This is a genomic window from Vibrio sp. L5-1 (genome assembly GCF_021728315.1).
Classification (GTDB): Bacteria; Pseudomonadota; Gammaproteobacteria; order Enterobacterales; family Vibrionaceae; genus Vibrio; species Vibrio splendidus_K.
Genome location: NZ_JAKKCQ010000012.1, coordinates 43,625 through 67,889 on the forward strand (window position 1 = coordinate 43,625; position 24,265 = coordinate 67,889).

General features: G+C 45.4%; 20 protein-coding genes. 5 read left to right on the plus strand and 15 right to left on the minus strand.

Annotated features, from left to right (window positions below; all coding sequences use genetic code 11):
- Position 1: 1 nt before the first annotated feature.
- From rsmG to L3V35_RS23645, 11 genes are all read right to left on the minus strand, one after another.
- Entirely contained in the window at positions 2 to 634 is a 633-nt protein-coding gene (gene rsmG / locus L3V35_RS23595; protein ID WP_017058801.1) for a 16S rRNA (guanine(527)-N(7))-methyltransferase RsmG, read from the minus strand.
- Positions 634 to 2,529: a tRNA uridine-5-carboxymethylaminomethyl(34) synthesis enzyme MnmG gene (gene mnmG, locus L3V35_RS23600; RefSeq protein WP_237300733.1), complete on the minus strand. Its 1,896-nt coding sequence runs from the start codon at positions 2,527 to 2,529 to the stop codon at positions 634 to 636. Before mnmG ends, rsmG begins: the two co-directional genes overlap by 1 nt.
- A gap of 481 nt (positions 2,530 to 3,010) precedes the next feature.
- Positions 3,011 to 3,445 carry an FMN-binding protein MioC gene (mioC, locus tag L3V35_RS23605; protein WP_114634140.1) on the minus strand — a complete coding sequence of 145 codons (435 nt, stop codon included), beginning with the start codon at positions 3,443 to 3,445 and terminating at the stop codon, positions 3,011 to 3,013.
- Positions 3,446 to 3,492: 47 nt separating this feature from the next.
- Entirely contained in the window at positions 3,493 to 4,854 is a 1,362-nt protein-coding gene (gene mnmE, locus L3V35_RS23610; protein ID WP_004735804.1) for a tRNA uridine-5-carboxymethylaminomethyl(34) synthesis GTPase MnmE, read from the minus strand.
- 130 nt (positions 4,855 to 4,984) lie between these two features.
- The gene (yidC, locus tag L3V35_RS23615; protein ID WP_004735803.1) at positions 4,985 to 6,607 is read right to left on the minus strand and encodes a membrane protein insertase YidC; all 1,623 of its coding nucleotides are present in this window, start codon (positions 6,605 to 6,607) and stop codon (positions 4,985 to 4,987) included.
- 2 nt (positions 6,608 to 6,609) lie between these two features.
- Entirely contained in the window at positions 6,610 to 6,867 is a 258-nt protein-coding gene (yidD, locus tag L3V35_RS23620) for a membrane protein insertion efficiency factor YidD (RefSeq protein WP_004735802.1), read from the minus strand.
- Entirely contained in the window at positions 6,834 to 7,157 is a 324-nt protein-coding gene (gene rnpA, locus L3V35_RS23625) for a ribonuclease P protein component (protein WP_017055478.1), read from the minus strand. Before rnpA ends, yidD begins: the two co-directional genes overlap by 34 nt.
- A 45-nt stretch (positions 7,158 to 7,202) precedes the next feature.
- Positions 7,203 to 7,337 carry a 50S ribosomal protein L34 gene (rpmH, locus tag L3V35_RS23630; protein WP_004735800.1) on the minus strand — a complete coding sequence of 45 codons (135 nt, stop codon included), beginning with the start codon at positions 7,335 to 7,337 and terminating at the stop codon, positions 7,203 to 7,205.
- A gap of 206 nt (positions 7,338 to 7,543) precedes the next feature.
- Positions 7,544 to 8,281 (minus strand): amino acid ABC transporter ATP-binding protein, encoded by a 738-nt coding sequence (locus tag L3V35_RS23635; protein ID WP_004735798.1) that lies wholly within the window; start codon positions 8,279 to 8,281, stop codon positions 7,544 to 7,546.
- Positions 8,278 to 8,949 (minus strand): amino acid ABC transporter permease, encoded by a 672-nt coding sequence (locus L3V35_RS23640; RefSeq protein ID WP_237300734.1) that lies wholly within the window; start codon positions 8,947 to 8,949, stop codon positions 8,278 to 8,280. Before L3V35_RS23640 ends, L3V35_RS23635 begins: the two co-directional genes overlap by 4 nt.
- Positions 8,950 to 9,078: 129 nt before the next feature.
- Positions 9,079 to 9,828 (minus strand): amino acid ABC transporter substrate-binding protein, encoded by a 750-nt coding sequence (locus L3V35_RS23645; RefSeq protein WP_054548324.1) that lies wholly within the window; start codon positions 9,826 to 9,828, stop codon positions 9,079 to 9,081.
- Between the two features lie 309 nt (positions 9,829 to 10,137).
- On the opposite strand from L3V35_RS23645, the gene dnaA reads away from it, so the two are divergent.
- From dnaA to L3V35_RS23670, 5 genes are all read left to right on the plus strand, one after another.
- Positions 10,138 to 11,559 carry a chromosomal replication initiator protein DnaA gene (gene dnaA, locus L3V35_RS23650; protein ID WP_017081729.1) on the plus strand — a complete coding sequence of 474 codons (1,422 nt, stop codon included), beginning with the start codon at positions 10,138 to 10,140 and terminating at the stop codon, positions 11,557 to 11,559.
- A gap of 81 nt (positions 11,560 to 11,640) precedes the next feature.
- Positions 11,641 to 12,741: a DNA polymerase III subunit beta gene (gene dnaN / locus L3V35_RS23655; RefSeq protein WP_017073815.1), complete on the plus strand. Its 1,101-nt coding sequence runs from the start codon at positions 11,641 to 11,643 to the stop codon at positions 12,739 to 12,741.
- 81 nt (positions 12,742 to 12,822) lie between these two features.
- Positions 12,823 to 13,902 carry a DNA replication/repair protein RecF gene (recF, locus tag L3V35_RS23660; RefSeq protein WP_237300735.1) on the plus strand — a complete coding sequence of 360 codons (1,080 nt, stop codon included), beginning with the start codon at positions 12,823 to 12,825 and terminating at the stop codon, positions 13,900 to 13,902.
- A 17-nt stretch (positions 13,903 to 13,919) separates the two neighbouring features.
- Positions 13,920 to 16,337, plus strand: coding sequence for a DNA topoisomerase (ATP-hydrolyzing) subunit B (gyrB, locus tag L3V35_RS23665; protein ID WP_237300736.1), 2,418 nt, complete (start codon positions 13,920 to 13,922; stop codon positions 16,335 to 16,337).
- 504 nt (positions 16,338 to 16,841) lie between these two features.
- Complete coding sequence (locus L3V35_RS23670) at positions 16,842 to 17,276, plus strand: Hsp20 family protein (RefSeq protein ID WP_017080845.1); 435 nt, start codon at positions 16,842 to 16,844, stop codon at positions 17,274 to 17,276.
- A gap of 119 nt (positions 17,277 to 17,395) precedes the next feature.
- Here the strand turns inward: L3V35_RS23670 and L3V35_RS23675 are convergent, their stop codons facing one another.
- The 4 genes from L3V35_RS23675 to glyQ form a co-directional block, all read right to left on the minus strand.
- The gene (locus tag L3V35_RS23675; RefSeq protein WP_017092348.1) at positions 17,396 to 18,646 is read right to left on the minus strand and encodes a valine--pyruvate transaminase; all 1,251 of its coding nucleotides are present in this window, start codon (positions 18,644 to 18,646) and stop codon (positions 17,396 to 17,398) included.
- Between the two features lie 256 nt (positions 18,647 to 18,902).
- Positions 18,903 to 20,990 (minus strand): alpha-amylase, encoded by a 2,088-nt coding sequence (locus L3V35_RS23680; RefSeq protein ID WP_237300737.1) that lies wholly within the window; start codon positions 20,988 to 20,990, stop codon positions 18,903 to 18,905.
- Positions 20,991 to 21,192: 202 nt separating this feature from the next.
- Complete coding sequence (gene glyS / locus L3V35_RS23685; protein ID WP_114634135.1) at positions 21,193 to 23,259, minus strand: glycine--tRNA ligase subunit beta; 2,067 nt, start codon at positions 23,257 to 23,259, stop codon at positions 21,193 to 21,195.
- A 2-nt stretch (positions 23,260 to 23,261) separates the two neighbouring features.
- Complete coding sequence (gene glyQ / locus L3V35_RS23690; RefSeq protein ID WP_004736678.1) at positions 23,262 to 24,191, minus strand: glycine--tRNA ligase subunit alpha; 930 nt, start codon at positions 24,189 to 24,191, stop codon at positions 23,262 to 23,264.
- Between the last annotated feature and the right edge of the window lie 74 nt (positions 24,192 to 24,265).

Consider the following 24,265-nt stretch of genomic DNA (forward strand, 5'->3'; position numbering starts at 1 on the left):
ATTATCCCTGACGCGATAAAGTAACTAGATGACGCTCTCCATCAAGCTCTGGCACTTGCAAAGCTTTAATGTCTGTCACTGAACACCATTCAGGTAACAGGTCGATTTCGTCTCTAGGATGTTGTCCCTTAAGAGCCAAAAATACACCGGATTGCTCTTTAGGTAAATGGTGACACCACTCTACCATGTCTGTCATTGACGCAAATGCGCGACTGAGCACGGCATCAAACTTTTCTTCTGGTTGAAACTCTTCAACACGACTTTGAACCGGTACCACGTTGTCGATGCCTAATTCATGAATCACTTGTTTAATAAAACGAATACGCTTACCTAGGCTATCGAGCAAGTAAAACTCGCAGTCAGGGTTCATGATTGAGAGCGGAATCCCAGGAAGACCAGGGCCTGTACCTACATCAATAAAGCGCTTGCCTTGTAAGTGAGTGCTAACAATGATGCTATCTAAGATATGTTTCACCATCATTTCTTGCGGGTCACGAACTGACGTTAAGTTGTAAGCCTTGTTCCACTTGTTCAGTAACTCAACGTAGCCAACCAATTGGCCACGTTGCTTTTCAGATACTTCAAGTTCAGTCTGGCCAATCAGGTGATCCAGTTTTTCGCGTAATGCGCTCATTATGCTTCCTCACCTTTTTTCAGCAGGCCGTGTTTTTTCAAATAAACCAACAGAATTGAGATTGCTGCAGGCGTAATACCTGAAATTCGAGAAGCAATACCAATTGAGTCAGGCTTAGCAGTCGTTAGTTTAAGAACCACTTCGTTAGAAAGTCCTTTCACCTTGCTGTAATCGATATCAGCAGGCAATTTGGTATTTTCATGACGCAGTGATTTTTCAATTTCGTCTTGTTGACGCTGGATATAACCATCGTACTTCACTTGGATCTCAACTTGCTCGGATGCTTGTTGATCTTCCAATGCAGGGCCAAAACGATCCAATGCCGTTAGCTGTGAATAAGTCATTTCAGGGCGACGAAGAAGATCTTCACCGCTTGCTTCACGAGACATAGGTGTTTTTAGAATTTGGTTCAGTTGATCAATATCTTCAGACTTTGGATTAATCCACGTTTCTTTTAGACGTTGACGTTCCTTCTCCATGTTTTCTACTTTCTCGTTGAATCGAGCCCAACGAGCATCATCCACCAAGCCAAGCTCACGCGACTTCTCAGTCAAGCGGATATCAGCGTTGTCTTCACGAAGTAACAAACGGTATTCCGCACGAGACGTGAACATACGGTAAGGTTCTTTGGTACCCATCGTCGACAAGTCATCAATAAGAACGCCCATGTAAGCTTGGTCACGACGCGGGCTCCAGCCCTCTTTGCCTTGTGTAAACAAACTTGCATTCAGACCGGCCATCAAGCCTTGTGCTGCCGCTTCTTCGTAGCCAGTGGTACCGTTGATTTGACCGGCAAAGAATAGACCCTTAATAAACTTAGTTTCGTAAGTCAGCTTAAGGTCGCGAGGATCAAAGAAATCATACTCGATCGCATAGCCTGGGCGGACGATATGAGCATTTTCAAAACCTTTCATTGAGTGAACGATTTTTACCTGAACATCAAATGGCAGACTTGTCGAGATACCATTCGGGTATAGCTCATGGGTCGTCAGACCTTCAGGTTCAATGAAAATCTGGTGACTGTTCTTGTCAGCAAAACGCATCACTTTGTCTTCAATCGATGGACAGTAGCGCGGGCCAATACCTTCAATCACGCCCGCGTACATTGGGCTGCGATCGAGATTGGCGCGAATAACGTCATGCGTATTTTCGTTGGTATGCGTGATGTAGCATGGAATTTGGCGAGGCTGTTGAGCTCGGCTACCCATGAACGAGAATACAGGTGTTGGGTTATCACCGTGCTGAACCTCTAACTCTGAAAAATCAACGCTACGTGCATCGATACGAGGAGGTGTACCCGTTTTCAGGCGATCAACTCGGAATGGAAGATCACGAAGACGGTCAGCCAGTGCGATCGATGGTGGATCACCAGCGCGACCGCCTGAAGAACTTTCCATACCAATATGGATCTTTCCACCTAGAAATGTACCGACCGTCAGTACCACTGCGTTAGCGCGGAACTTAAGGCCCATCTGTGTAACAACACCCACCACTTGATCCTGCTCAACGATCAAGTCATCAACCGATTGTTGAAACAGAGTTAGGTTTGGTGTGTTTTCAAGAACATTTCGAACAAAGGCTTTGTAAAGCGCGCGGTCAGCTTGTGCACGAGTTGCACGTACCGCTGGACCTTTTGATGCGTTTAATGTTCTGAACTGAATACCTGCATGATCAATAGCTTGCGCCATTAATCCACCCATTGCATCGACCTCTTTTACCAAGTGGCCCTTACCGATCCCGCCAATAGCAGGGTTGCAAGACATTTGTCCCAACGTATCGATATTATGAGTGAGTAGTAACGTACTTTGACCAGTACGTGCAGATGCGAGTGCGGCTTCCGTTCCTGCATGGCCACCACCAACAACGATGACGTCAAATTTTTCGTGATAAAGCATGAACCGACCTCGGGTATTCAAACGTTTTCTAGATTGATAAAAAGGAGCGATATTCTACCTGTTTTCATAGCTTGAGAAAACGTTTTTGGGATTTTTCGATAAAGCTGTTTTTAATTAATATAGATAAGATCTTTATAGAGATCTTTTATTATATCTATTATTAGGATCGAGGGTGTCTGTGGATAAGTCAAAAATGATCAACAAGATCATGGATCTTTTTTGGATCAAAGTATGTGATCTAACTTTGATCATGATGAGGATTAGCTGGGATCAAAATGGCTACTTATTCACAGGGGGGAATTGGCTTGAAAGTTGTTATTTGGATAACTATAGGTTAATCACCGTATATGTATGATCTTATCCACAGAAAAAATTGAGGTTTTTGCTTTAATTTTCAAATTTTTTCAAAAAAGTTATTCACAATCACGATATTCAGAGACAAAAAAAGCGGCATAAGCCGCTTTTTGGGGAAATTGAGGGACTAGAACTGGTCACTATGATCGTTAAACCACTCTTCAGCTGCATCCTCAGGTACCGGAGTTTCCAATACATCGATGGTAAAGCAGTCTGAAATAGGCTGTGCACCGAGTTTTTTCAGTTGGCTGTGGACTGATTTTCCCGCAGAACAGAAGGTATCGTAACTTGAATCACCAAGTGCGATAACAGCATAACGAATAGCACTTAAATCTGGAGATTCTTGAGTCAATGCGTTGATCAACGGTTGGATATTATCAGGAAAATCGCCCGCACCATGTGTTGATGTCACCACTAACCAAGTACCTTGCTGAGGAATATTATTGTATTCAGGCTGATTATGAAGTTCTATCTCGTGCCCTTGAGCCTCTAGAAGATCGTTAAGGTGATCGCCAACGTATTCAGCGCCACCTAAGGTGCTGCCTGTAATAATGTGGATCATTAAACTGTCCTTACAAAAGAAAAGGCCAGCGTAAGCTAGCCTTTATGTTATTTACCGATACAGAATGAAGAGAAGATTCGACCTAAAAGATCATCGGAACTGAACTCGCCTGTGATCTCATTGAGGTGCTGTTGGGTGATACGAAGCTCTTCTGCTAATATCTCTCCGGCCATGTAGCCTTCAAGCTGCTGTTGCCCAATATCAAGGTGCTCCGATGCGCGTTCTAGTGCATCCAAGTGGCGGCGGCGCGCCATAAAGCCACCTTCATGACCACCAGCAAAGCCCATGCAATCCTTGAGATGGCTACGCAGAGCGTCGACACCTTGGCCTGTTTTTGCTGATAAGCGAATCAGGGTTGGATCGTTAACATGACAAATGCCTAACTCTTCACTGGTTTGATCCGCTTTATTACGAATTACCGTCATTCCGATGTTGTCTGGTAGACGATCAACGAAATCTGGCCAGATATCTTTCGGATCTGTTGCGTCTGTTGTCGTGCCATCAACCATAAATAAAACTCGGTCTGCCTGAGCAATTTCTTCCCAAGCGCGTTCAATACCGATTTTTTCTACTTCATCAGAGGCATCACGCAGGCCTGCGGTATCGATAATGTGCAGTGGCATACCGTCAATATGGATATGTTCACGCAATACATCACGTGTGGTGCCGGCAATATCGGTCACAATCGCAGACTCTTTACCTGACAGCGCATTCAATAAGCTTGATTTACCGGCATTTGGGCGACCTGCAATCACGACTTTCATGCCTTCACGCATAATAGCGCCTTGATTCGCTTCTTGGCGTACAGCTTCGAGGTTATCGATGATAGCCTGTAAGTCAGTACTGACTTTACCGTCAGCAAGAAAATCAATTTCTTCTTCTGGGAAATCGATCGCTGCTTCAACGTAGATTCTTAAGTAAATAAGAGAATCTACAAGCGTATTAATGCGTTTAGAGAATTCGCCTTGTAGCGATTGAAGCGCCGATTTTGCTGCTTCTTCTGAACTGGCATCAATTAAGTCAGCAATCGCTTCGGCTTGAGTTAAATCCATCTTATCGTTCAAGAAGGCACGTTCTGAAAACTCACCTGGACGCGCTGCACGTACGCCTGAAATGGCTAGGATGCGTTTGATTAGCATATCCATAACCACTGGGCCGCCGTGGCCTTGCAACTCTAATACGTCTTCGCCGGTAAACGAGTGCGGGTTAGGGAAGTAAAGCGCGATGCCTTGGTCGAGTTCGATGCCATCGTCAGATTTAAACGGTAGGTACTCAGCGTAGCGAGGCTTGAGTGTTTTTCCTGTTACTTCTAGGGCAACCTGAGTCGCCAATGGGCCGGAAACGCGGATAATACCGACGCCACCACGGCCGGGCGCGGTCGCTTGAGCAACAATCGTATCTGTAGTCATAGTTGTGCCTGCTAGCATGTGAGAGCCAAAAAGGGGCGTTCACGATTAATCAATTAGCTGAATTGTAATCAGCTAAAAACAAAAAGGCGACCTTTTGGTCGCCTTTCTTTATCTCTTTCTATTATCGAACTTACTTAGAATGTAAGCCTTTCTTTTCCAGCGCGCGGTAGATAAGCGTTTGCTGAATCAGAGTTACGATGTTCGATACTAGCCAGTAAAGAACCAGACCTGAAGGGAAGAACAGGAAGAAGAATGTAAACATAACCGGCATAAAGGTCATGATCTTCTGCTGCATTGGATCCGTTACAGTTGTCGGGCTCATCTTCTGGATTAGGAACATTGAAGCACCCATCAGAAGTGGCAAGATGTAGTATGGGTCTTGTGCTGAAAGGTCAGTAATCCAACCGAAGAACGGTGAGTGACGCAGTTCAACAGATTCCATTAGTGCCCAGTATAGCGAAATGAAGATCGGCATTTGCAAGATGATAGGTAAACAGCCACCAAGTGGGTTTACTTTCTCTTTCTTGTACAGCTCCATCATTTCTTGGCTCATGCGTTGACGGTCGTCGCCAATACGCTCACGCATTGCTGTCAGCTTAGGCTGAAGCATACGCATTTTCGCCATAGACGTGTACTGAGCTTTCGTTAGTGGGTACATCGCACCACGAACGATAAACGTTAGACAGATGATCGCTAGACCCCAGTTCACAACGATGCCTTGAATGAACGAAAGCAGAGTATGAAGTGGTTTAGCAATGAACCATAACCAACCGTAGTCAACTACTAGGTCTAGGTTCGGTGCAACAGCAGCCATTTGGTCTTGAAGTTTAGGACCAACCCAAAGCGTTGCTTTAAAGCTTGCTTCGTCGCCAGTAGCGATGGTTTTGTTCGGCATACGAACACCGATGTCGCCAAGGTTACCGATTACACGAGTGTAAAGGTTGCTGCCTGCTTCGTCGCGTGGGATCCATGCACTTGCAAAGTAGTGCTGAATCATCGCTGCCCAACCTTGACCATTGGCTAGGTTAAGAGACAGGTTGCGATCTTGCATGTCGTCGAAGCTGTATTTTTTGTAACGCGTATCTTCCGTAGAGTAAGCACCACCGCGGTAAGTTGGCATTGTTAAGCTACCGCCGTCATCCATAACGTTTTGACGTAGGTGAGCGTACATGCCGAATGTCGCGTTAGTACCAGAGTTGTTGACTACATCGTATTCAACATCCATTGCGTAGCTGCCACGCTTAAGGACGAATGTTTTCGTGTAATCAAGGCCGTTCGCTTGGTAAGTCATCGGGATGCGTAGTTCATCCTGACCATCAGCAAGCGTGAAGCTGTCTGCTGAAACTGTGTAGCTAGGGCGGTTAGTGCTGCTTAAATCGATACCTTGAGGGCCAACTAGACCGCTTTGCGCGATAAATTGGTGACCAGGTTCGTTCTTAAGAAGAACAAATGTATCTTCAGAATCAAACTCAGCAGAGTAATCATTTAGGTTTGCTTGAACGACATCACCACCAACCGTATCAATTGACAGAGTCAGTACATCAGTTGTTACTGTGATAGTTTTTGCAGAAGCGACTTGTTGGCCCGGAGCTGGGTCTAAGTCATCTGCATAAGATGGCGCTGGTAGGGTGCTGCCAGATTGTGCCTGCTCAATCGCTTGTGGAGCTGGGTTCTGAGCTACGTTCCATTGTTGGAACAGTAGGAAAGAAACCAAAGCCAATGCGATTAACAGGATATTACGTTGAGAATCCATCGTTATTTATCTCTGTCTTGTTTTTGGACTGGTGGAACGGGGTCAAAGCCCCCTTCGTTCAAAGGATGGCATTTTAATAGACGTTTGCCTGATAACCAACACCCTTTTACAAAACCGTGAGCTTTCAACGCTTCTATCGCATATAAAGAGCAGGTTGGAGTAAATCGGCAGCGTGGGCCGATGAGTGGACTAATAAACCATCTATAAAAATAGATGGGTATTAGCGCTATCCACGCGAAGGGCGAGACAGGCGAAGCCATAATTTGTCGAGTAGCTTGAACATTTCTTCATTGCTTAAATCTTGCGCGCTCTTCTTAGCGATTACAACAAAATCTTTGTTAGGAAGTTTGTGTTGAGTGTTACGAAAGCTTTCACGAGTAAGACGCTTGAATCGGTTACGACCCACGGCGGTTTTAATCTGCTTTTTCGGAACAGCTAATCCAAGGCGAGGATTTGAAAGAGAGTTATTTCGGGCAATGATGGTGAAATGAGGGGAGCCTGCTCGATGAGCTTGCTTGAAGACATTCTGATAATGTTCGGGAGTTAACAAGCGTAACTCCCGACCGAAGGCTAGCTTATTCAAAATAATCAAAGATTACTTAGAAAGACGCTTACGGCCTTTTGCACGACGTGCATTGATTGTTGCGCGACCGTTCTTAGTAGCCATGCGAGCACGGAAACCGTGAGTACGCTTACGCTTTAGAACTGTAGGTTGAAAAGTGCGTTTCATTGTAATTACCTTACTGATCAGTAGTTTTAGGTTTTTGTTAAACCCGGCGTGGGCATTTTTTCTCTTCTTTATATAAGAAAGGAAAACCGACGCCTCTCAACAAAGAGGCGGAATTGTAATCACTGTCACAAAAAGTGTCAATGATTGGGTTAACTAAAATTCCGGTCGGGGGATTATACGTAGAATAACTAAAATCACAAGGATCCTTATTCGATCCCGACCTTATTTAAGAATTTCTTTAATTTAGGATCCTGTGGATTACCAAAAATATCCTGTGGAGATCCCTGTTCGACAATGTGACCATCAGCCATGAAGATCACTCGGTCCGCGACCTCCCTAGCGAACTGCATTTCATGGGTAACCACCAGCATGGTTTGATGCTGATTTGCCAGTTTTTTCATTAAGTTAAGCACTTCGCCAACCCACTCAGGATCGAGCGCTGAAGTAGGCTCATCAAACAATAAAAGCTCTGGTTGTAGAGCCATCGCACGGCCAATACCAACACGTTGCTGCTGGCCACCAGAGAGCGCTGCTGGATAGCTATCTGTTTTCTCTCCTAGGCCAATATCATCGAGTATTTGTTGTGCTTTTTCATGAGCTTGCTGCTTTTTCCAACCACGAACAGTAATCAAACCTTCGGCAATATTTTGCCTTGCCGTTTGGTGAGCGAACAGTGCATAGTTTTGGAACACAAAACCGGTCTTACGGCGCAGTGCAAGCACCTCTGCTTTAGTATGTTTCTGAGTATCAACCTTGATATCATCAATCGAAATCGTACCTTGATCGGCTTGCTCTAGAAAATTCACACAACGCAGCAGGGTAGACTTACCCGTACCACTTGAACCTATGATGACAATTATCTCACCTTGCTTGATTTCGAGGTCGATCCCTTTCAATACTTCGGTGTCACCAAACTGCTTGTGGATATTTTGTAATTTGATCATCGTACATACGCCTTATTCAGTTTCACTTCGGCCCAAATTTGAATACGAGTGAGGATAAGCACCACGCCCCAGTAAATCAGCGCGACTGCTAAGAAAGCCTCGAAGAAGCGGAAACTTGAAGAAGCTTCCATCTGAGCTTTAGCCATGATTTCGGCTACACCTAGGGTGAATGCAAGTGAAGTCGACTTAATCATGTCGATGAAATAGTTCATTAAAGAAGGCAGTGCCACACGTGTCGCTTGCGGTAAGATCACTCGACGCATGGCTTGGCTGGTTGTCATACCGACTGACAGGCTTGCTTCCATTTGGCTACGATCGATACCGATAATCGCGGCACGAATACTTTCAGCCATGTAAGCAGCAAAGTGTAAGGTTAAGCCAATAACCGCGGCGCCAAACGCATCAAGTCCAACCATCCACGGAAACACTTGTGGTAGGCCATAGTATAGAAGAAACAGCTGCACCAGCAGTGGCGTGCCTCGGAAGAAGCTAATATACAGCTGGCTAAGCTGGTCGAGTACTGGGATTTTGAATACACGAATGTTCGCCAGTATCAAAGATAGAATTAGGGCGAAAAATAAACCCCAGATTGCCATCTCCATAGTGGTGCCTAAATACTTCAGCAGTATTGGCAACAGACCTAGCATGTAATTAAAGTCAAATCCCATAATCTATCTCATATTTTTATTGGAAGTATTGTTTGGAAATACTGTTATATCAGGCTTTTTAATCAGTGCACAAAAGCAAAAAGCCCACCGCTGTGTAAAGCAGTGGGCCTTAAATGGGAAAGTGGGTCGTTACTTCTGAGTAATGTCCGCACCAAACCATTTCTGAGAGATACTTTCTAGCGTACCATCTGCGCGCATTGCTGCTAATGCTTCGTTTACTTCTGCTTGCAGTTTTTGACCGTTATCATTGTTTACGAAAGGCCAAGCATTTTCGATTGTCTCGAATGGTTGTCCTGCTAGCTGTAATGGTAGACCAGTCTTCTTGATAAGCTCTAGTGCTGATAGGCGATCCATTACGAATGCGTCGGCACGACCAAGAGCGACATCATGTTCAATACCGGTATCGTAGGTTTTGACATTGATTTTGCCTTCTTTGTCGTAGCTGCGCAGCAGTTGCTCAAAGTTTGAGCCAAGGTTTACCGCAACCGTCTTACCATCTAGGTCTTCGATACCTTTAATGCTGTCATTACCTTTACGAACGGTAATTTGTGCGCCGTCTACTACGTAAGGGTCTGCGAATAGGTATTTCGCTTTACGTGCATCCGTTATTGTAATTTGGTTTGAAATGGTATCGATTCGACCCGTTTCAAGAAGACCAAACAGACCAGAGAAGTTTGCCGTTACGTATTCAACGCTATAGTCATTACGTTTACCGATCTCATCCCATAAATCCACTTCAAAACCTTGTAGTTGGTCTTGTTTAACGAACGTAAATGGGAAGTAGCGACCAGACATGCCGACTTTAACTTCAGTCGCGGCTTGAACAGTAGCAGCAGAGAGTGCGATAGCCGCAATTGCAGCCTTAATCCAGTTATTCATTTGGTAACTCCTTATATTTATAGGGTTGGATGTTACTGGGAAAATGCTCAATAGAATAAATAACCAGATGTTATTAACCATAACCAGATCGTATTCTCGATTTGGGGATAACTAGCAAGGATCCGGGCATAAGTGGATCGTTGTGTGAGTAAAGTAGGGGCAAGATGTGTGGATCCATCCAGTTTTGCACTATTTATTGTGAATAACTTGGATCTTATTCACTGGATCTGTGATCAATTGCTGGTGATCTGACTTATCAACAGGTAAAATTAGCGGTCATTTCATATAACTTAAATAGAGTGGGGCACCGTGTCATCTTCGCTTTGGTTGCAATGCTTGCAACAGCTTCAAGAAGAGTTACCAGCTACAGAATTCAGTATGTGGGTACGTCCGTTACAAGCGGAGCTCAATGGTAATACTCTAACTCTATTTGCACCAAACCGATTTGTACTCGATTGGGTGCGCGATAAGTACCTAAATAGCATTAACCGTTTGCTACAAGAATATTGTGGTAATGATATCCCGCATCTTCATTTTGAGATTGGAAGTAAACGAGTCATTGCTCCAAGGTCTGAGGCTATCGCCCCTGCTCGTACACGTACTGCTGCTGATGTAGCTGCTGAGTCGTCTGCACCTGCGCAGCTACAAGCACGCAAACCAGTACACAATATCTGGCGTGATGAAGAACCTGTAGCGGTTGACCTTAATCACCGTTCAAACGTGAACCCAAAACATAAGTTCAATAACTTTGTTGAAGGTAAGTCGAACCAACTGGGTTTGGCTGCGGCACGTCAGGTTTCTGATAACCCAGGAACCGCTTACAACCCGTTGTTTTTGTATGGCGGTACTGGTTTAGGTAAAACGCACTTGTTGCATGCGGTGGGTAACGCCATTGTTGATAATAAGCCGAATGCTAAAGTGGTTTACATGCACTCAGAGCGCTTTGTTCAAGACATGGTGAAAGCGCTCCAAAACAATGCGATTGAAGAATTTAAGCGCTACTACCGTAGTGTTGATGCATTGCTTATCGATGATATCCAATTTTTTGCTAACAAAGAGCGCTCTCAAGAAGAGTTCTTCCATACCTTTAATGCGTTGCTTGAAGGTAATCAACAGATCATCCTAACGTCTGACCGTTATCCAAAAGAGATCAACGGGGTAGAGGATCGTCTTAAATCCCGCTTCGGTTGGGGTTTAACGGTTGCGATTGAGCCACCTGAGCTTGAGACTCGTGTGGCGATCTTGATGAAGAAAGCAGAAGACCACCAAATTCATCTTGCGGATGAAGTGGCGTTCTTTATTGCGAAGCGTTTACGCTCTAACGTTCGTGAGCTAGAAGGCGCATTGAACCGTGTTATTGCGAATGCAAACTTCACTGGCCGTCCGATCACGATCGATTTCGTGCGTGAAGCACTGCGTGACTTACTTGCCCTGCAAGAAAAACTGGTCACCATTGATAACATTCAAAAGACAGTCGCTGAATACTACAAAATCAAAGTCGCTGATCTATTATCTAAACGTCGTTCTCGTTCTGTTGCTCGTCCGCGCCAATTGGCGATGGCACTGGCTAAAGAGCTGACTAACCACAGCTTGCCTGAGATTGGTGATGCATTCGGTGGCCGTGACCACACGACTGTGCTGCACGCTTGTCGTAAGATTGCTCAGCTACGTGAAGAGAGCCACGATATTAAAGAAGATTATTCGAACTTGATTCGTACCCTTTCTTCTTAATACACAGTATTCTTAACCTTAATAAGCCGAATCTTGGCCGCGTAATATGACGCAGTGCCATTTAGACCGTAAGAGCAAGATATGAAATTTACCATTGAACGTAGTCACCTGATTAAGCCATTACAACAAGTATCTGGCGCACTCGGTGGCAGGCCAACGCTTCCAATTCTAGGAAACCTACTGATTAAAGTAGAAGATAACGTGCTGTCGATGACAGCGACGGATCTAGAAGTTGAATTGATCAGCCGTGTAACGCTTGAAGGTGATTTCGAAGCGGGCAGCATTACCGTACCTTCACGTAAGTTCCTAGATATCTGTCGCGGTTTGCCAGATAGCTCAGTGATCACAGTGGTATTGGATGGTGACCGTGTTCAGGTTCGTTCTGGTCGTAGCCGTTTCTCATTGGCAACATTACCTGCGGCAGATTTTCCAAATATTGAAGATTGGAGCAGTGAAGTTGAAGTGTCAGTGACACAAGCTGAATTGCGCGGTCTTATCGAGAAAACACAATTCTCAATGGCGAACCAAGACGTTCGTTACTACCTCAACGGTATGTTGTTTGAGATTGAAGGTTCTATCTTACGTAGTGTCGCAACTGATGGTCACCGTATGGCGGTATCTCAAGCGCAACTGGGTGCCGATTTTGCTCAGAAGCAGATCATTGTTCCTCGTAAAGGTGTGCAAGAGTTGGTGAAGCTCCTGGATGCTCCTGAACAGCCAGTAACGCTGCAGATTGGTAACTCTAACGTGCGTGCTGAAGTGAATAACTATGTCTTCACTTCTAAGCTGGTTGATGGTCGTTTCCCGGATTATCGCCGCGTAATGCCACAAAATACCACTAAGACATTAGAAGCCGGCTGCGATGAGTTACGTTCAGCGTTTTCTCGTGCTGCGATTCTGTCGAATGAAAAATTCCGTGGTGTTCGCGTTAATCTTGTAGATACCGAGATGCGTATTACGGCGAACAACCCAGAACAAGAAGAAGCGGAAGAAGTGCTAGACGTCACCTTCGACGGTGACGCGCTAGAGATTGGCTTCAACGTAAGCTACGTATTGGATGTATTGAACACACTGCGTTGTGAACAGGTTCGAATCTCAATGTCAGACGCGAATGCGAGTGCGTTGATTGAAAATGCACAAGATGACAGCGCGATGTACGTTGTTATGCCGATTCGTTTGTAACTGTGTTTATTTATACATTATGTTTGCTTATCAACAACGTTTGTCTATCGAGCCGTGATTGAAGATTAATATGAAGACGTTATGCCTTTATCGCGCTTAATCGTAAAGCAGTTTAGAAATATTGAAGCCTGTGACATTCAACCGTCATCAGGCTTTAACTTTCTTATAGGGGCTAACGGAAGCGGCAAAACCAGCGTCCTTGAAGCGGTGTATCTGCTCGGACATGGTCGATCGTTCAAAAGCTCCTTAACCGGTCGTATCATTCAAAATGAGTGTAGCGAACTGTTTGTCCATGGCCGTTTTATGACCTCGGATCAATTTGAGCTGCCAATTGGCATTAATAAGCAGCGCGATGGCACCACAGAGGTTAAAATAAGCGGTCAAACTGGGCAAAAATTGGCTCAGTTAGCTCAAGTCTTACCTTTGCAGTTGATTCACCCCGAAGGGTTTGATTTACTAACCGATGGACCTAAGCATCGCCGCGCATTCATTGATTGGGGAGTCTTCCACAGTGAGTCGGGCTTTTATGATGCTTGGGGCAGGGTAAAGCGCCTCAATAAACAGCGTAATGCATTATTGAAAACGGCGACGAACTATCGAGAACTGAGCTATTGGGATCAAGAATTAGCCCGTTTAGCTGAAAGCATCAGTCATTGGCGTGCCACGTACGTTGAACAGCTTAAAGAAGTCGCCGAAGAAATCTGTGCAACCTTCTTACCTGAGTTTGAGATAAAGATTAACTACTATCGAGGCTGGGATAAAGACACCCCATACGCCGAGATATTAGAAAAGAATTTTGAAAGGGATCAGCAGCTTGGTTACACCTTTAGTGGGCCAAACAAAGCGGATCTAAAGATAAAAGTGAACGGCACTCCTGTGGAAGATGTCTTGTCACGAGGTCAGTTGAAGTTGATGGTGTGCGCGCTACGAGTAGCACAAGGGCAACACCTCACTCAAATGACAGGTAAGCAGTGCATCTACTTGATAGATGACTTTGCTTCCGAATTAGATAGCCAACGCCGAGCACGTCTTGCTGAGTGTTTAAAGGCGACCAAGGCTCAAGTTTTTGTAAGCTCTATTACCGCTGATCAGATTGCAGATATGCATGACGAAAATAGCAGGATGTTTCATGTGGAACATGGCAAAATAGAGCAAGGATAATTAGTCAGAGAGTAACTATGTCAGATAATTACGATTCATCGAGTATTAAAGTACTGAAGGGTCTGGATGCGGTACGTAAGCGTCCTGGAATGTACATTGGCGACACGGATGATGGTACCGGTCTGCACCACATGGTTTTTGAGGTGGTAGATAACTCTATTGATGAAGCACTCGCTGGTCACTGTAATGACATCATCGTAACTATCCATGAAGATAGTTCTGTGTCAGTAAGCGATGACGGCCGTGGTATTCCAACTGAATTGCACCCAGAAGAAAAAGTATCAGCAGCAGAAGTAATCATGACGGTTCTTCACGCTGGTGGTAAGTTCGATGATAACTCGTACAAAGTATCTGGTGGTCTGCACGGTGTTGGTGTTTCAGTAGTTAACGCACTTTCTAAGCAAGTTACTCTGACTATCCATCGCGGTGGTAAAATCCACACTCAAACATACTGCCACGGTGAGCCTCAAGCGCCACTAGCGGTTGTAGGTGACACGGACAAAACAGGTACAGAGATTCGTTTCTGGCCGAGTGAAGAAACCTTCACTAACATCGAGTTCCATTACGATATTTTAGCTAAGCGTCTACGCGAGCTATCATTCTTGAACTCAGGTGTATCAATTAAGCTAATTGATAAGCGCGAAGAAGACAAAATGGATCACTTCGAATACGAAGGCGGTATCCAAGCGTTTGTTGAGCACTTAAACACCAACAAAACACCGATTATCCAGAAAATATTCCATTTCGATCATGAGCGTGAAGACGGTATTACCGTTGAAGTTGCGATGCAATGGAATGACGGTTACCAAGAAAATATTTATTGTTTCACCAACAACATCCCTCAGCGTGATGGTGGTGCTCACTTAGCGGGTTTCCGTGGTGCACTAACACGTACATTGAACAGCTTCATGGACAAAGAAGGCTTCTCGAAGAAAGCGAAGACTTCAACATCAGGTGATGATGCTCGTGAAGGTTTGACGGCGATTGTTTCGGTGAAAGTGCCAGATCCTAAGTTCTCAAGCCAAACTAAAGACAAGCTGGTTTCTTCAGAAGTGAAGTCTGCCGTTGAGTCTACGATGGGTGAGAAACTGTCTGAGTTCCTAATTGAGAACCCAGGTGAAGCGAAAATCGTTTGTTCTAAAATTATCGATGCAGCACGTGCTCGTGATGCGGCGCGTAAAGCTCGTGAGATGACACGTCGTAAAGGCGCATTAGATTTAGCGGGTCTTCCAGGTAAACTCGCTGACTGTCAGGAAAAAGATCCTGCACTGTCTGAACTATATATTGTGGAAGGAGACTCTGCTGGCGGATCAGCTAAGCAGGGGCGTAACCGTAAGAACCAAGCAATCCTACCGCTTAAAGGTAAAATCCTTAACGTAGAGAAAGCACGTTTCGATAAAATGCTTTCTTCTCAAGAAGTTGCAACGTTAATCACAGCGCTTGGTTGTGGTATTGGCCGTGACGAATACAACCCAGATAAACTGCGTTACCACAACATCATCATCATGACCGATGCCGATGTCGATGGTTCTCACATCCGTACTCTGCTACTGACGTTCTTCTACCGTCAAATGCCTGAACTGATTGAACGTGGTTACATCTACATTGCTCAGCCACCGCTTTACAAAGTGAAGAAGGGTAAGCAAGAGCAGTACATCAAAGATGAAGATGCGATGAACCAATATCAAGTATCTTTGGCTTTGGATAATGCAGAATTGCACGTAAACCCTGAAGCACCTGCGTTTACTGGTGAAGGCTTAGAGAAGCTTGTTCATCAATACAATGCAGGTATTAAGCTGGTTGATCGTATGAGCCGTCGTTACCCACGAGCACTGATTCACGAACTGATTTATGTACCTCGCCTAACCGCTGAGCAGTGTCATGATGAAGCGGCAGTTGAAGCTTGGGGTAAGCAGCTTGTAGAGCAGCTAAACGGCAAAGAATCGGGTGCGAGCCAATATTCTCTTGAAGTTGAAAAACACGAAGAGCTAGGTTTAAGCGTTCCTAAGATTGTAGTGCGTACACACGGTGTTACTCACGAACATGTACTCAGCATTGACCTTATCAACTCGAAAGAGTTTGGTAAGCTAGCAGACCTTTCTGAAGCGCTTGACGGCTTGATTGAAGAAGGCGCTTACATCAAGCGTGGTGAGCGTACTCAAGCGGTTTCTAGCTTTGTTGAAGCTCTGAACTGGTTAGTGAAAGAGTCTCGTCGTGGCCTGAGCCTACAACGATACAAAGGTCTAGGTGAGATGAACCCTGATCAGCTTTGGGAAACAACGATGGATCCTGAAACTCGTCGTATGATGCAAGTAACGATTGAAGATGCTGTTGGTGCTGACCTGTTGTTTACAACGTTGATGGGCGACCAAGTAGAACCGCGTCGTAACTTCATCGAAGAGAATGCATTGAAAGTAGCAAACCTAGACGTTTAGTACCTTTGATACTTCGCTCTTTCGCTTAATTTCTGTGTCAGAGGTGCTCACATACATTCGTATGCTCCGCGCCTCTTCCTTGAACTAAAACGAAATAGCTTCGTCTCAAAAAACTCAATATCTTATTGAAAAGACTGTCAGAAATGACGGTCTTTTTTGTTTTTAAGTGATTGAAAAATATTGGATTGGAAAAATAATTGAAAATAGACGCTTGAAACTGATTTGCTCAATCCACATATCTAGTTGTGAAGAGGATGACTGTCTTGCTCTACAAGAGAAGAAACAGAACCTTCATTACCGCTAACGAAGTATCGCTCAATAGAGGATAACTTTGGCAGCACATAATTTAAAAATTGATTCATTGCCATGTCCCAGCGTTGTCGCCAATAGAGGTGAAACCCGAGGAATGCGAACTGAATCCCTTAGCTGTTTACTGGATCACTCACAGGTTCGATCTCAGTAAAAATCACAGCTAAGACTATTGCTTACTAAAAGGATAGCATTATGAGAACTGTAGATTTCACACCACTTTACCGCAACGCAATCGGCTTCGATCGTCTTTTCAATATGATGGAAGCGAACACATCGAAAAATACTTCTGGCGGTTACCCTCCGTATAACATCGAGCAAAAAGACGAGAATAACTACCGTATTACTATGGCAGTCGCTGGTTTTGCAGATGATCAATTAGACCTTACTCAAAAAGAGAACATGCTAATTGTTAAAGGTGAGCGTAAAGCTGAAGCAGAGAAAACCTTCGTATATCAAGGTATTGCAGAGCGCGATTTCGAACGTAAATTCCAACTGGCTGACTACGTAAAAGTGGTAGGTGCAAGCATGGAAAATGGTCTTCTTCACATCGACCTAGAACGCGAAATCCCAGAAGCGATGCAACCACGTAAGATTGCTATCAACGGCAATAGCCTACTAGAAGGTTAATTGCTGTTAGCTCCTTAGAGCTAAAAAAATATCGGGAAGTAAAAGTGGAAGAGCACCAGTACCTTGAAGAAGGTCGGTGCTCTTTTTGTATTTGGGTTACAGTAACCTAAAAGGTTTTATTACTGTTCTGAGTAAGCCTTTTTTACTTCTTCAGCAATGATTGAAATGCCTTTCTGCATCGCCTCATCATCTTGCACGTAGTTCATGCGTAGACATTGATGGGCATGATCCCACTCGTCTTCTTGGCCGATAAAGAAATATTCACCCGGAACAATCAACACGCCACGAGCTTTGAGGCGGTCGTACAGCTCCATGGTGGTAATCGGCAGTTCATCAAACCATAGCCATAAGAAAATCGCGCCTTCAGGCTTGTGGATACGGAAGCGAGGGTCATCGATCGCTTCTTGTAAGAGCTCAACTGCACGTAGAGATTTATCTTTATAGAAAGGTTTGATTACCTCGCTGCTTAAGCGCAGTAAATCGCCTTTTTCAATCATGTGGTTAGCAATCGCAGGACCAACACTATTGGGTGCTAGGCTGATAATGCCATTCATGTTGGTCAGAGCTTGTGTTACTTCTTCGCTCGCAATCACGATACCGCAACGCACACCCGGCAAACCAAGCTTAGATAAGCTCATGCACAGAATGGTATTTTCATTCCAGAACGGCTCGACATCTTCAAAGATGATGTTTGGAAACGGCAGGCCGTAAGCATTATCGATCAGTAGCGGAATGTTGTTTTCACGCGCCAGTTTATCCAGTTTACGTACTTCTTCGTCGGTCAGCACGTTACCGGTTGGGTTGGTTGGGCGAGAGGCACAGATAGCGGCAACCGAGTCATCAACCTTGAGCTGTTCAAAATCAACGTGGTATTTAAACTGGCGGTTTTCTAGCAGTTCGATCTCTGGGTGGTAAGAGATAAAAATATCGTCATCAATGCCAGCATCGCCGTAGCCGATGTATTCCGGCGCGATCGGTAGCAAGATTTTCTTGTGTGATCCGTCTGGCTGTTGGCCTGCTAAAAGATTGAATAGGTAAAAGAAGCCACTTTGACTGCCGTTGGTCAGGCTGATGTTCTTCTCGCTGATGTCCCAACCATAAGTTTCTTTCAGCATTGCCGCTAACGACTTAATGAAGCTGTCTTTGCCTTGCGGACCATCGTAGTTGGCGAGGGCGGCGATGAGTTCTCCACTGGCGAGCATGTCGGCACTGGCTTGGTTAAAGTAATCGAGCATGGCTGGGATAGCGGCTGGGTTGCCACCACCGAGCATGATTGCGCCAGGAGTGCGCAGGCCATCATTCAAATCATCCATTAAACGAGTGATTCCAGAGTATCGATTAAATTTTTCACCAAACTTAGAGAACTGCATTACTTATTTTACCTAATTCATTGTGATTGCTTGTTATGTGTCATTAAGGCAGACCTTATGTCTACCATCAGTGTGTTCCTTGAACATACCGCAATGTTTTTGCGACGCATAGCGCCAAATGCTCTAACACGAAAAAAACTTCTATAAAGTTTAACTAATGAGTGTCTGCTTTCTTATTGAACGAGTGTTTCGTGATCAAAAAAAGGAGAAGCCTAAGCTTCTCCTTTTAATTCCTGTGGGTTATTTCAATCAGCGCTTACTTTGAGCCAGTATAAACGACTAATACCTTGTCATCTTGGTATTGGCGTTCGAAAGCATAGTAGCCCTTGCTGCTACGGATGATGTGCTTACCTTGGGCTACCGCTGGGTGGCGTTGGCGGAATTGGCCAAGCGCTTGCCAGTGTTCCAGCAACTCTGCTCGTTCACCTGTGATTTGATCCCAAGGCATATTAGAGCGAGTGCCTTGCATTGGGTCGGAGCCTGTTGGGCCGAAATCACGAGCGATTTCATCACCGTAATAGATCTGCACTGCACCGGGAGCCAGCATCAACGCGTTTGCAGCTTTGGTCTGTTTGGCAAAGTCACTGCCATGTTGTGTCCAGAATAGCGAGGTGTCGTGAGACGAAAGGTAACTCAACACGTTGAACTCACTATCGTTGTTGATCTTCTCTGCGTAACGAAGGTAATCAGCATCAAGATCGGATAGGCACTTGAGCGCCTTTGGTGCGATATCACTCTGGAATTCAAAGTTTATGATCGAATCAAAGCCGTTAGCAAAATAGTCTGATTTGACTACGCTGTGTGCCCATACTTCGCCTGTCATCCAAAAAGGTAGGTCATCCAGGGCTTTGTCTGGGTTGTTTTGCTTCCATTCTGCAAGCGCTTGGTTAGTGCTCTCTTTAAGCTCTGCCCACGCGTCTAACTCAACGTGCTTGGCGGTATCGACTCTGAAACCATCGACACCGTAGTCGCGCACCCAGTCAGACAACCAAGTGATGAGATGCTCTCGAGGTGTTTTGAGTTCATCCGTGGCGCTGGTGGACTTGTTGAGATAGAAGTTAGGTAGCCCAGTAGTTTCTGTCGATTCTGTTTTGAAATCGGGCAGGTGCGCCAAAGACATGGTGAGGTTGTTGTACCCCGGTGAGTCATAAGCGCCGATATCACTGCGTAACCACGCTTTACCCCACCACTTTTCCCAAGCGTCTTGGTCGCTGTAGGATATGAAGTTATTGAAGTAGTGCCAGTTTTGACCTGCCTTCGGTTGCCAGTCGGTCCAGTTCTCACCAAGCGTTTGTTTAGCTTGGTCATCGGTCAGGTTGAGTTTACCAAAATCGAACTCTTGCATGTCGGCAAGTGTTGCGTAACCCGTGTGGTTCATTACCACATCCCAAACGACACGAATGCCTTTGCTGTGTGCTGTATCGATGAAGGTTTTCAGCTCGTCTTCGGTACCCATGTTGTCATCGAGCTTAGTCCAATCTTGATGGTAGTAGCCATGATAGCCGTAATGTTTGAAGTCACCGCGATCACCACCGCCAACCCAGCCGTGGATTTGCTCTAGTGGAGAGGTAATCCAGATAGCATTGGCCCCGAGCGATTCAATGTAGTCGAGCTTTTCGGTTAAGCCTGCTAGGTCACCACCGTGGAAGGTGCCGATTTCATCTTGTCCATCTTGACTGCGACCATAGCTATTGTCGTTGTCAGGGTTACCGTTGTGGAAGCGATCGGTCATCACGAAGTAAACCGTGGCGTTGTCCCAACTAAAATCAGCTTTGGTTTCTGGTTCTACTTTCTCTAGTAGCAGAACACCTTGGCTGTTTTCTGCAGGCTGCATGGTGACGCTGCCGTTGGTAACTGTGACTTGTTTTCCTGAAAGGGCGTCTCTTACCAAGGTGCCATCATCAAAGGTTTGAGCAACGTTGATGGTGGTTGGCTGGTCACTAGGTACTGGGCAGGCAAAGCTTTGAACTTGTTGCTGCTTTGGCTTTATCTGAACCGTGAGTTCATTGGTCTGTGGGTTGAGCGTAAACTGGTAGGTGTTAGCGCGAAAGACCTTGATGGCGATTTCAGAATTCTCGGCACAGTCGTCTAGACGAAGGGGTTTATTGAATTTGATGCGACTCTCTTCAGCCAAAGCATAGTTAGTACCACAGGTCTTTTGAGCGTCGCTGATAGAGAAGGTATAGCTACCTTTGGCGAGTTCCTGTTCTGCAATTACGGTGCCTTTACCTGATGATTCAAATACGACAGTGTCGTTATCAATTGTCAGTAATAGCTTATTGTCACTGGTTTGGCTGCATGCGCTGAGTGCGAGCATTGAAAGCGCGAGTACTGTTTTTTTCATTGTTCCCTTCCCCTGAATAAACAGGTTATTTATAGCAAACAATGCCCTCTACAGTCTGAGTGCTGTTTCATTCAGTTAATCAATAATACGCCTACAAACAAATGCTTGGTTCACAAAAACAAAAAGGGAAGCTTTCGCTTCCCTTTGGGTGTTTACAGTTAGTTACTCAGAGTATGACTTAGAGCAACAATCTCACTCGTGCTTATTTTTGTAGTAGAGAGATGTCAGCAATCTGTAGGAACAGGTTACGTAGGTTGTTCAGTAGCGTTAGACGGTTTTTCTTAAGCGCTTCGTCATCAGCCATAACCATCACGTTATCGAAGAATGCATCTACTGGTTCACGTAGATCAGCAAGCTTGCTTAGGGCTTCTTGGTAGTTGCCTGTCGCGAATGCTGGTTCTAGTGCTTCTGTCATTACTTCAACGTTTTCAGCCAGCGCTTTCTCTGCGTCTTCTTGAAGAAGAGCTAGATCGATTTCTGCTGGTAGTTCGCCATCGAATTTCGCAAGGATGTTACCTACACGCTTGTTCGCTGCTGCTAGTGCTTCTGCTGCTTCCAGTTCACGGAAGTGAGAAACCGCTTTAACACGTTGGTCAAAGTCAGCTGGCTTGGTTGGACGACGTGCTAGTACCGCTTGGATGATATCAACGCTGAAACCAGCATCTTGGTACCATGCGCGGAAACGACCTAGCATGAAGTCGATAACGTCAGCTTCTACGTTGTCGTTAGTTAGCTTGTCGCCTAGTAGCTCTTTCGCTTTACCGATTAGATCAGTTAGGTCTAGGTTGTAGCCGTTTTCAACGATGATACGTAGCACACCTAGTGATGCACGACGTAGAGCGAATGGGTCAGAACCTTTTGGTGCTTGGCCAATACCGAAGATACCTACGATAGTGTCTAGCTTGTCTGCCATTGCTACAGCAGAAGAGATGCCAGTGCTTGGTAGTGTGTCACCTGCGAAACGAGGCATGTACTGCTCGTAAAGTGCCAGTGCTACTTGCTCGTCTTCACCATCGTGCGTTGCGTAGTGCATGCCCATCACACCTTGAGTATCCGTAAATTCGAATACCATTGATGTCATTAGGTCACACTTAGCCAGTAGGCCTGCGCGCTTAGACTTTTCAACGTCAGCATCGATTTGCTCAGCAATGTAGCCTGCAAGTTCTGTGATGCGGTCTGTTTTGTCTTTGATAGTGCCCAGTTGCTTCTGGAAGATAGCTTGATCTAGTTCAGCAAGACGGTCGATAAGCGGGCGCTTACGGTCGGTGTTGAAGAAGAATTCAGCATCAGCAAGACGTGGACGTACAACTTTCTCGTTACCTTCGATAACGTGACGAGGCTCTTTAGACTCGATGTTCGAAACGAAGATAAAGTTCGGTAGTAGGTTTTTCTCTGAATCGTATACAGGGAAGTACTTCTGGTCGCCTTTCATGGTGTAAACCAAAGCTTCAGAAGGCACTTTTAGGAACTCTTGCTCAAACTTAGCAGTAAGCACTACTGGCCATTCAACCAAAGAGGTAACCTCTTCAACAAGGTCATCTTCTAGGTCAGCAATACCGCCAACCGCATCTGCTGCTTTTTTAGCATCAGCAAGAATGATCGCTTTACGCGCATCGTAATCTGCCATTACTTTACCGCGCTCTTCTAAGATCGCAGGGTATTGGTCAGCAGAGTCGATAGTGAACTCTTGTTCGCCCATGAAACGGTGGCCACGGATAGTACGAGCAGAAGCTACACCTAGGATTTTGCCTTCAACAAGCTCATCACCTAGTAGTACTGTCAGTGTTTTCACTGGACGGATAAATTGGATGTCTGAGTTACCCCAGCGCATTGCTTTAGGAATGGGTAGGCCAGCCAGTGCTTTCGCAGCGATGTCCATTACCAATTTTTGAACTGGTTTGCCAGCCACTTCTTGTTTGAAAAGAAGCCACTCACCTTTGTCTGTTTTCAGACGGTCAGCTTGCTCAACAGTAATACCGTTACCACGAGCCCAACCTTGTGCAGCTTTAGTCGCGTTGCCTTCAGCATCGAATGCTACAGAAATTGCAGGGCCGCGCTTCTCAACCACTTTGTCTGCTTGGCCTTCAGCCAGGGCAGTCACTTTAAGTGCTAGACGACGAGGTGCTGCGTACCACTTGATGCCTTCGTGAGAAAGCTCAGCCGTTTTAAGACCTGCTTCAAAGTTAGAAGCAAAGGCTTCTGCTAGAGAACGAAGTGCCGTTGGTGGAAGCTCTTCCGTACCCAGTTCAATTAGAAAATTCTTCGCCATGATTATTTACCTTCCTTTTCTTCTACAGATCGGCACATTGGGAAGCCAAGTGCTTCACGTGACGCGTAGTACGCTTCTGCAACAGCTTTAGTCAGGTTGCGGATACGAAGGATGTAACGTTGACGCTCTGTTACAGAGATAGCTTTGCGCGCATCAAGGATGTTGAATGCGTGACCTGCTTTTAGAATGCGCTCATAAGCTGGAAGCGGCAGTGGCTTCTCAAGCTCAAGTAGCTCTTTACACTCTTTTTCGCACTGGTCGAAGAAAGTGAATAGGAAATCTACGTCTGCGTGCTCGAAGTTGTATGTTGATTGCTCAACTTCGTTTTGGTGGAAGATGTCACCGTAAGTCACGTTAGAACCGTCTGGTGCTACGTTCCATACAAGGTCGTAAACAGAGTCTACTTCCTGGATGTACATTGCTAGACGCTCGATACCGTAAGTGATCTCGCCAGTTACAGGCTTACACTCAAGGCCGCCAACTTGTTGGAAGTAAGTGAATTGAGTCACTTCCATACCGTTTAGCCATACTTCCCAACCAAGACCCCATGCGCCTAGCGTTGGGTTTTCCCAGTTGTCTTCTACGAAGCGAATATCGTGAACAAGCGGGTCGACACCAAGAACTTCAAGAGAGCCTAAGTACAACTCCTGGATGTTATCTGGAGAAGGTTTTAGAGCTACTTGGAATTGATAGTAGTGCTGCAGGCGGTTCGGGTTTTCACCGTAACGACCATCGGTCGGACGACGAGAAGGTTGAACGTATGCCGTAGACATTGGCTCTGGGCCAAGTGCACGTAGACATGTCATTGGGTGAGAGGTGCCAGCACCTACTTCCATATCTAGTGGTTGAACAATGGTACAACCGTTTTGTGCCCAGTAATCCTGCAGCGCGAGGATCATTCCCTGGAAGGTTTTGATATCGTATTTTTGCATAGTCAGGTTCGCGCGATTCTTTTAAATGAATGAGAAAAATAACCTCTGAGTATACCGAGATATTGGTAAAGCGA

Excerpts from the sequence above, each read along its gene's own strand:
- mnmE (WP_004735804.1), bottom strand. The coding sequence starts at position 4,854 with ATGACTACAGATACGATTGTTGCTCAAGCGACCGCGCCCGGCCGTGGT.
- gyrB (WP_237300736.1), top strand. The coding sequence starts at position 13,920 with ATGTCAGATAATTACGATTCATCGAGTATTAAAGTACTGAAGGGTCTG.
- yidC (WP_004735803.1), bottom strand. The coding sequence starts at position 6,607 with ATGGATTCTCAACGTAATATCCTGTTAATCGCATTGGCTTTGGTTTCT.
- L3V35_RS23670 (WP_017080845.1), top strand. The coding sequence starts at position 16,842 with ATGAGAACTGTAGATTTCACACCACTTTACCGCAACGCAATCGGCTTC.
- glyS (WP_114634135.1), bottom strand. The coding sequence starts at position 23,259 with ATGGCGAAGAATTTTCTAATTGAACTGGGTACGGAAGAGCTTCCACCA.
- rsmG (WP_017058801.1), bottom strand. The coding sequence starts at position 634 with ATGAGCGCATTACGCGAAAAACTGGATCACCTGATTGGCCAGACTGAA.
- L3V35_RS23675 (WP_017092348.1), bottom strand. The coding sequence starts at position 18,646 with ATGCAGTTCTCTAAGTTTGGTGAAAAATTTAATCGATACTCTGGAATC.
- yidD (WP_004735802.1), bottom strand. The coding sequence starts at position 6,867 with ATGGCTTCGCCTGTCTCGCCCTTCGCGTGGATAGCGCTAATACCCATC.
- L3V35_RS23645 (WP_054548324.1), bottom strand. The coding sequence starts at position 9,828 with ATGAATAACTGGATTAAGGCTGCAATTGCGGCTATCGCACTCTCTGCT.
- L3V35_RS23635 (WP_004735798.1), bottom strand. The coding sequence starts at position 8,281 with ATGATCAAATTACAAAATATCCACAAGCAGTTTGGTGACACCGAAGTA.
- dnaN (WP_017073815.1), top strand. The coding sequence starts at position 11,641 with ATGAAATTTACCATTGAACGTAGTCACCTGATTAAGCCATTACAACAA.
- mioC (WP_114634140.1), bottom strand. The coding sequence starts at position 3,445 with ATGATCCACATTATTACAGGCAGCACCTTAGGTGGCGCTGAATACGTT.
- mnmG (WP_237300733.1), bottom strand. The coding sequence starts at position 2,529 with ATGCTTTATCACGAAAAATTTGACGTCATCGTTGTTGGTGGTGGCCAT.
- recF (WP_237300735.1), top strand. The coding sequence starts at position 12,823 with ATGCCTTTATCGCGCTTAATCGTAAAGCAGTTTAGAAATATTGAAGCC.
- rpmH (WP_004735800.1), bottom strand. The coding sequence starts at position 7,337 with ATGAAACGCACTTTTCAACCTACAGTTCTAAAGCGTAAGCGTACTCAC.
- L3V35_RS23680 (WP_237300737.1), bottom strand. The coding sequence starts at position 20,990 with ATGAAAAAAACAGTACTCGCGCTTTCAATGCTCGCACTCAGCGCATGC.
- glyQ (WP_004736678.1), bottom strand. The coding sequence starts at position 24,191 with ATGCAAAAATACGATATCAAAACCTTCCAGGGAATGATCCTCGCGCTG.
- L3V35_RS23640 (WP_237300734.1), bottom strand. The coding sequence starts at position 8,949 with ATGGGATTTGACTTTAATTACATGCTAGGTCTGTTGCCAATACTGCTG.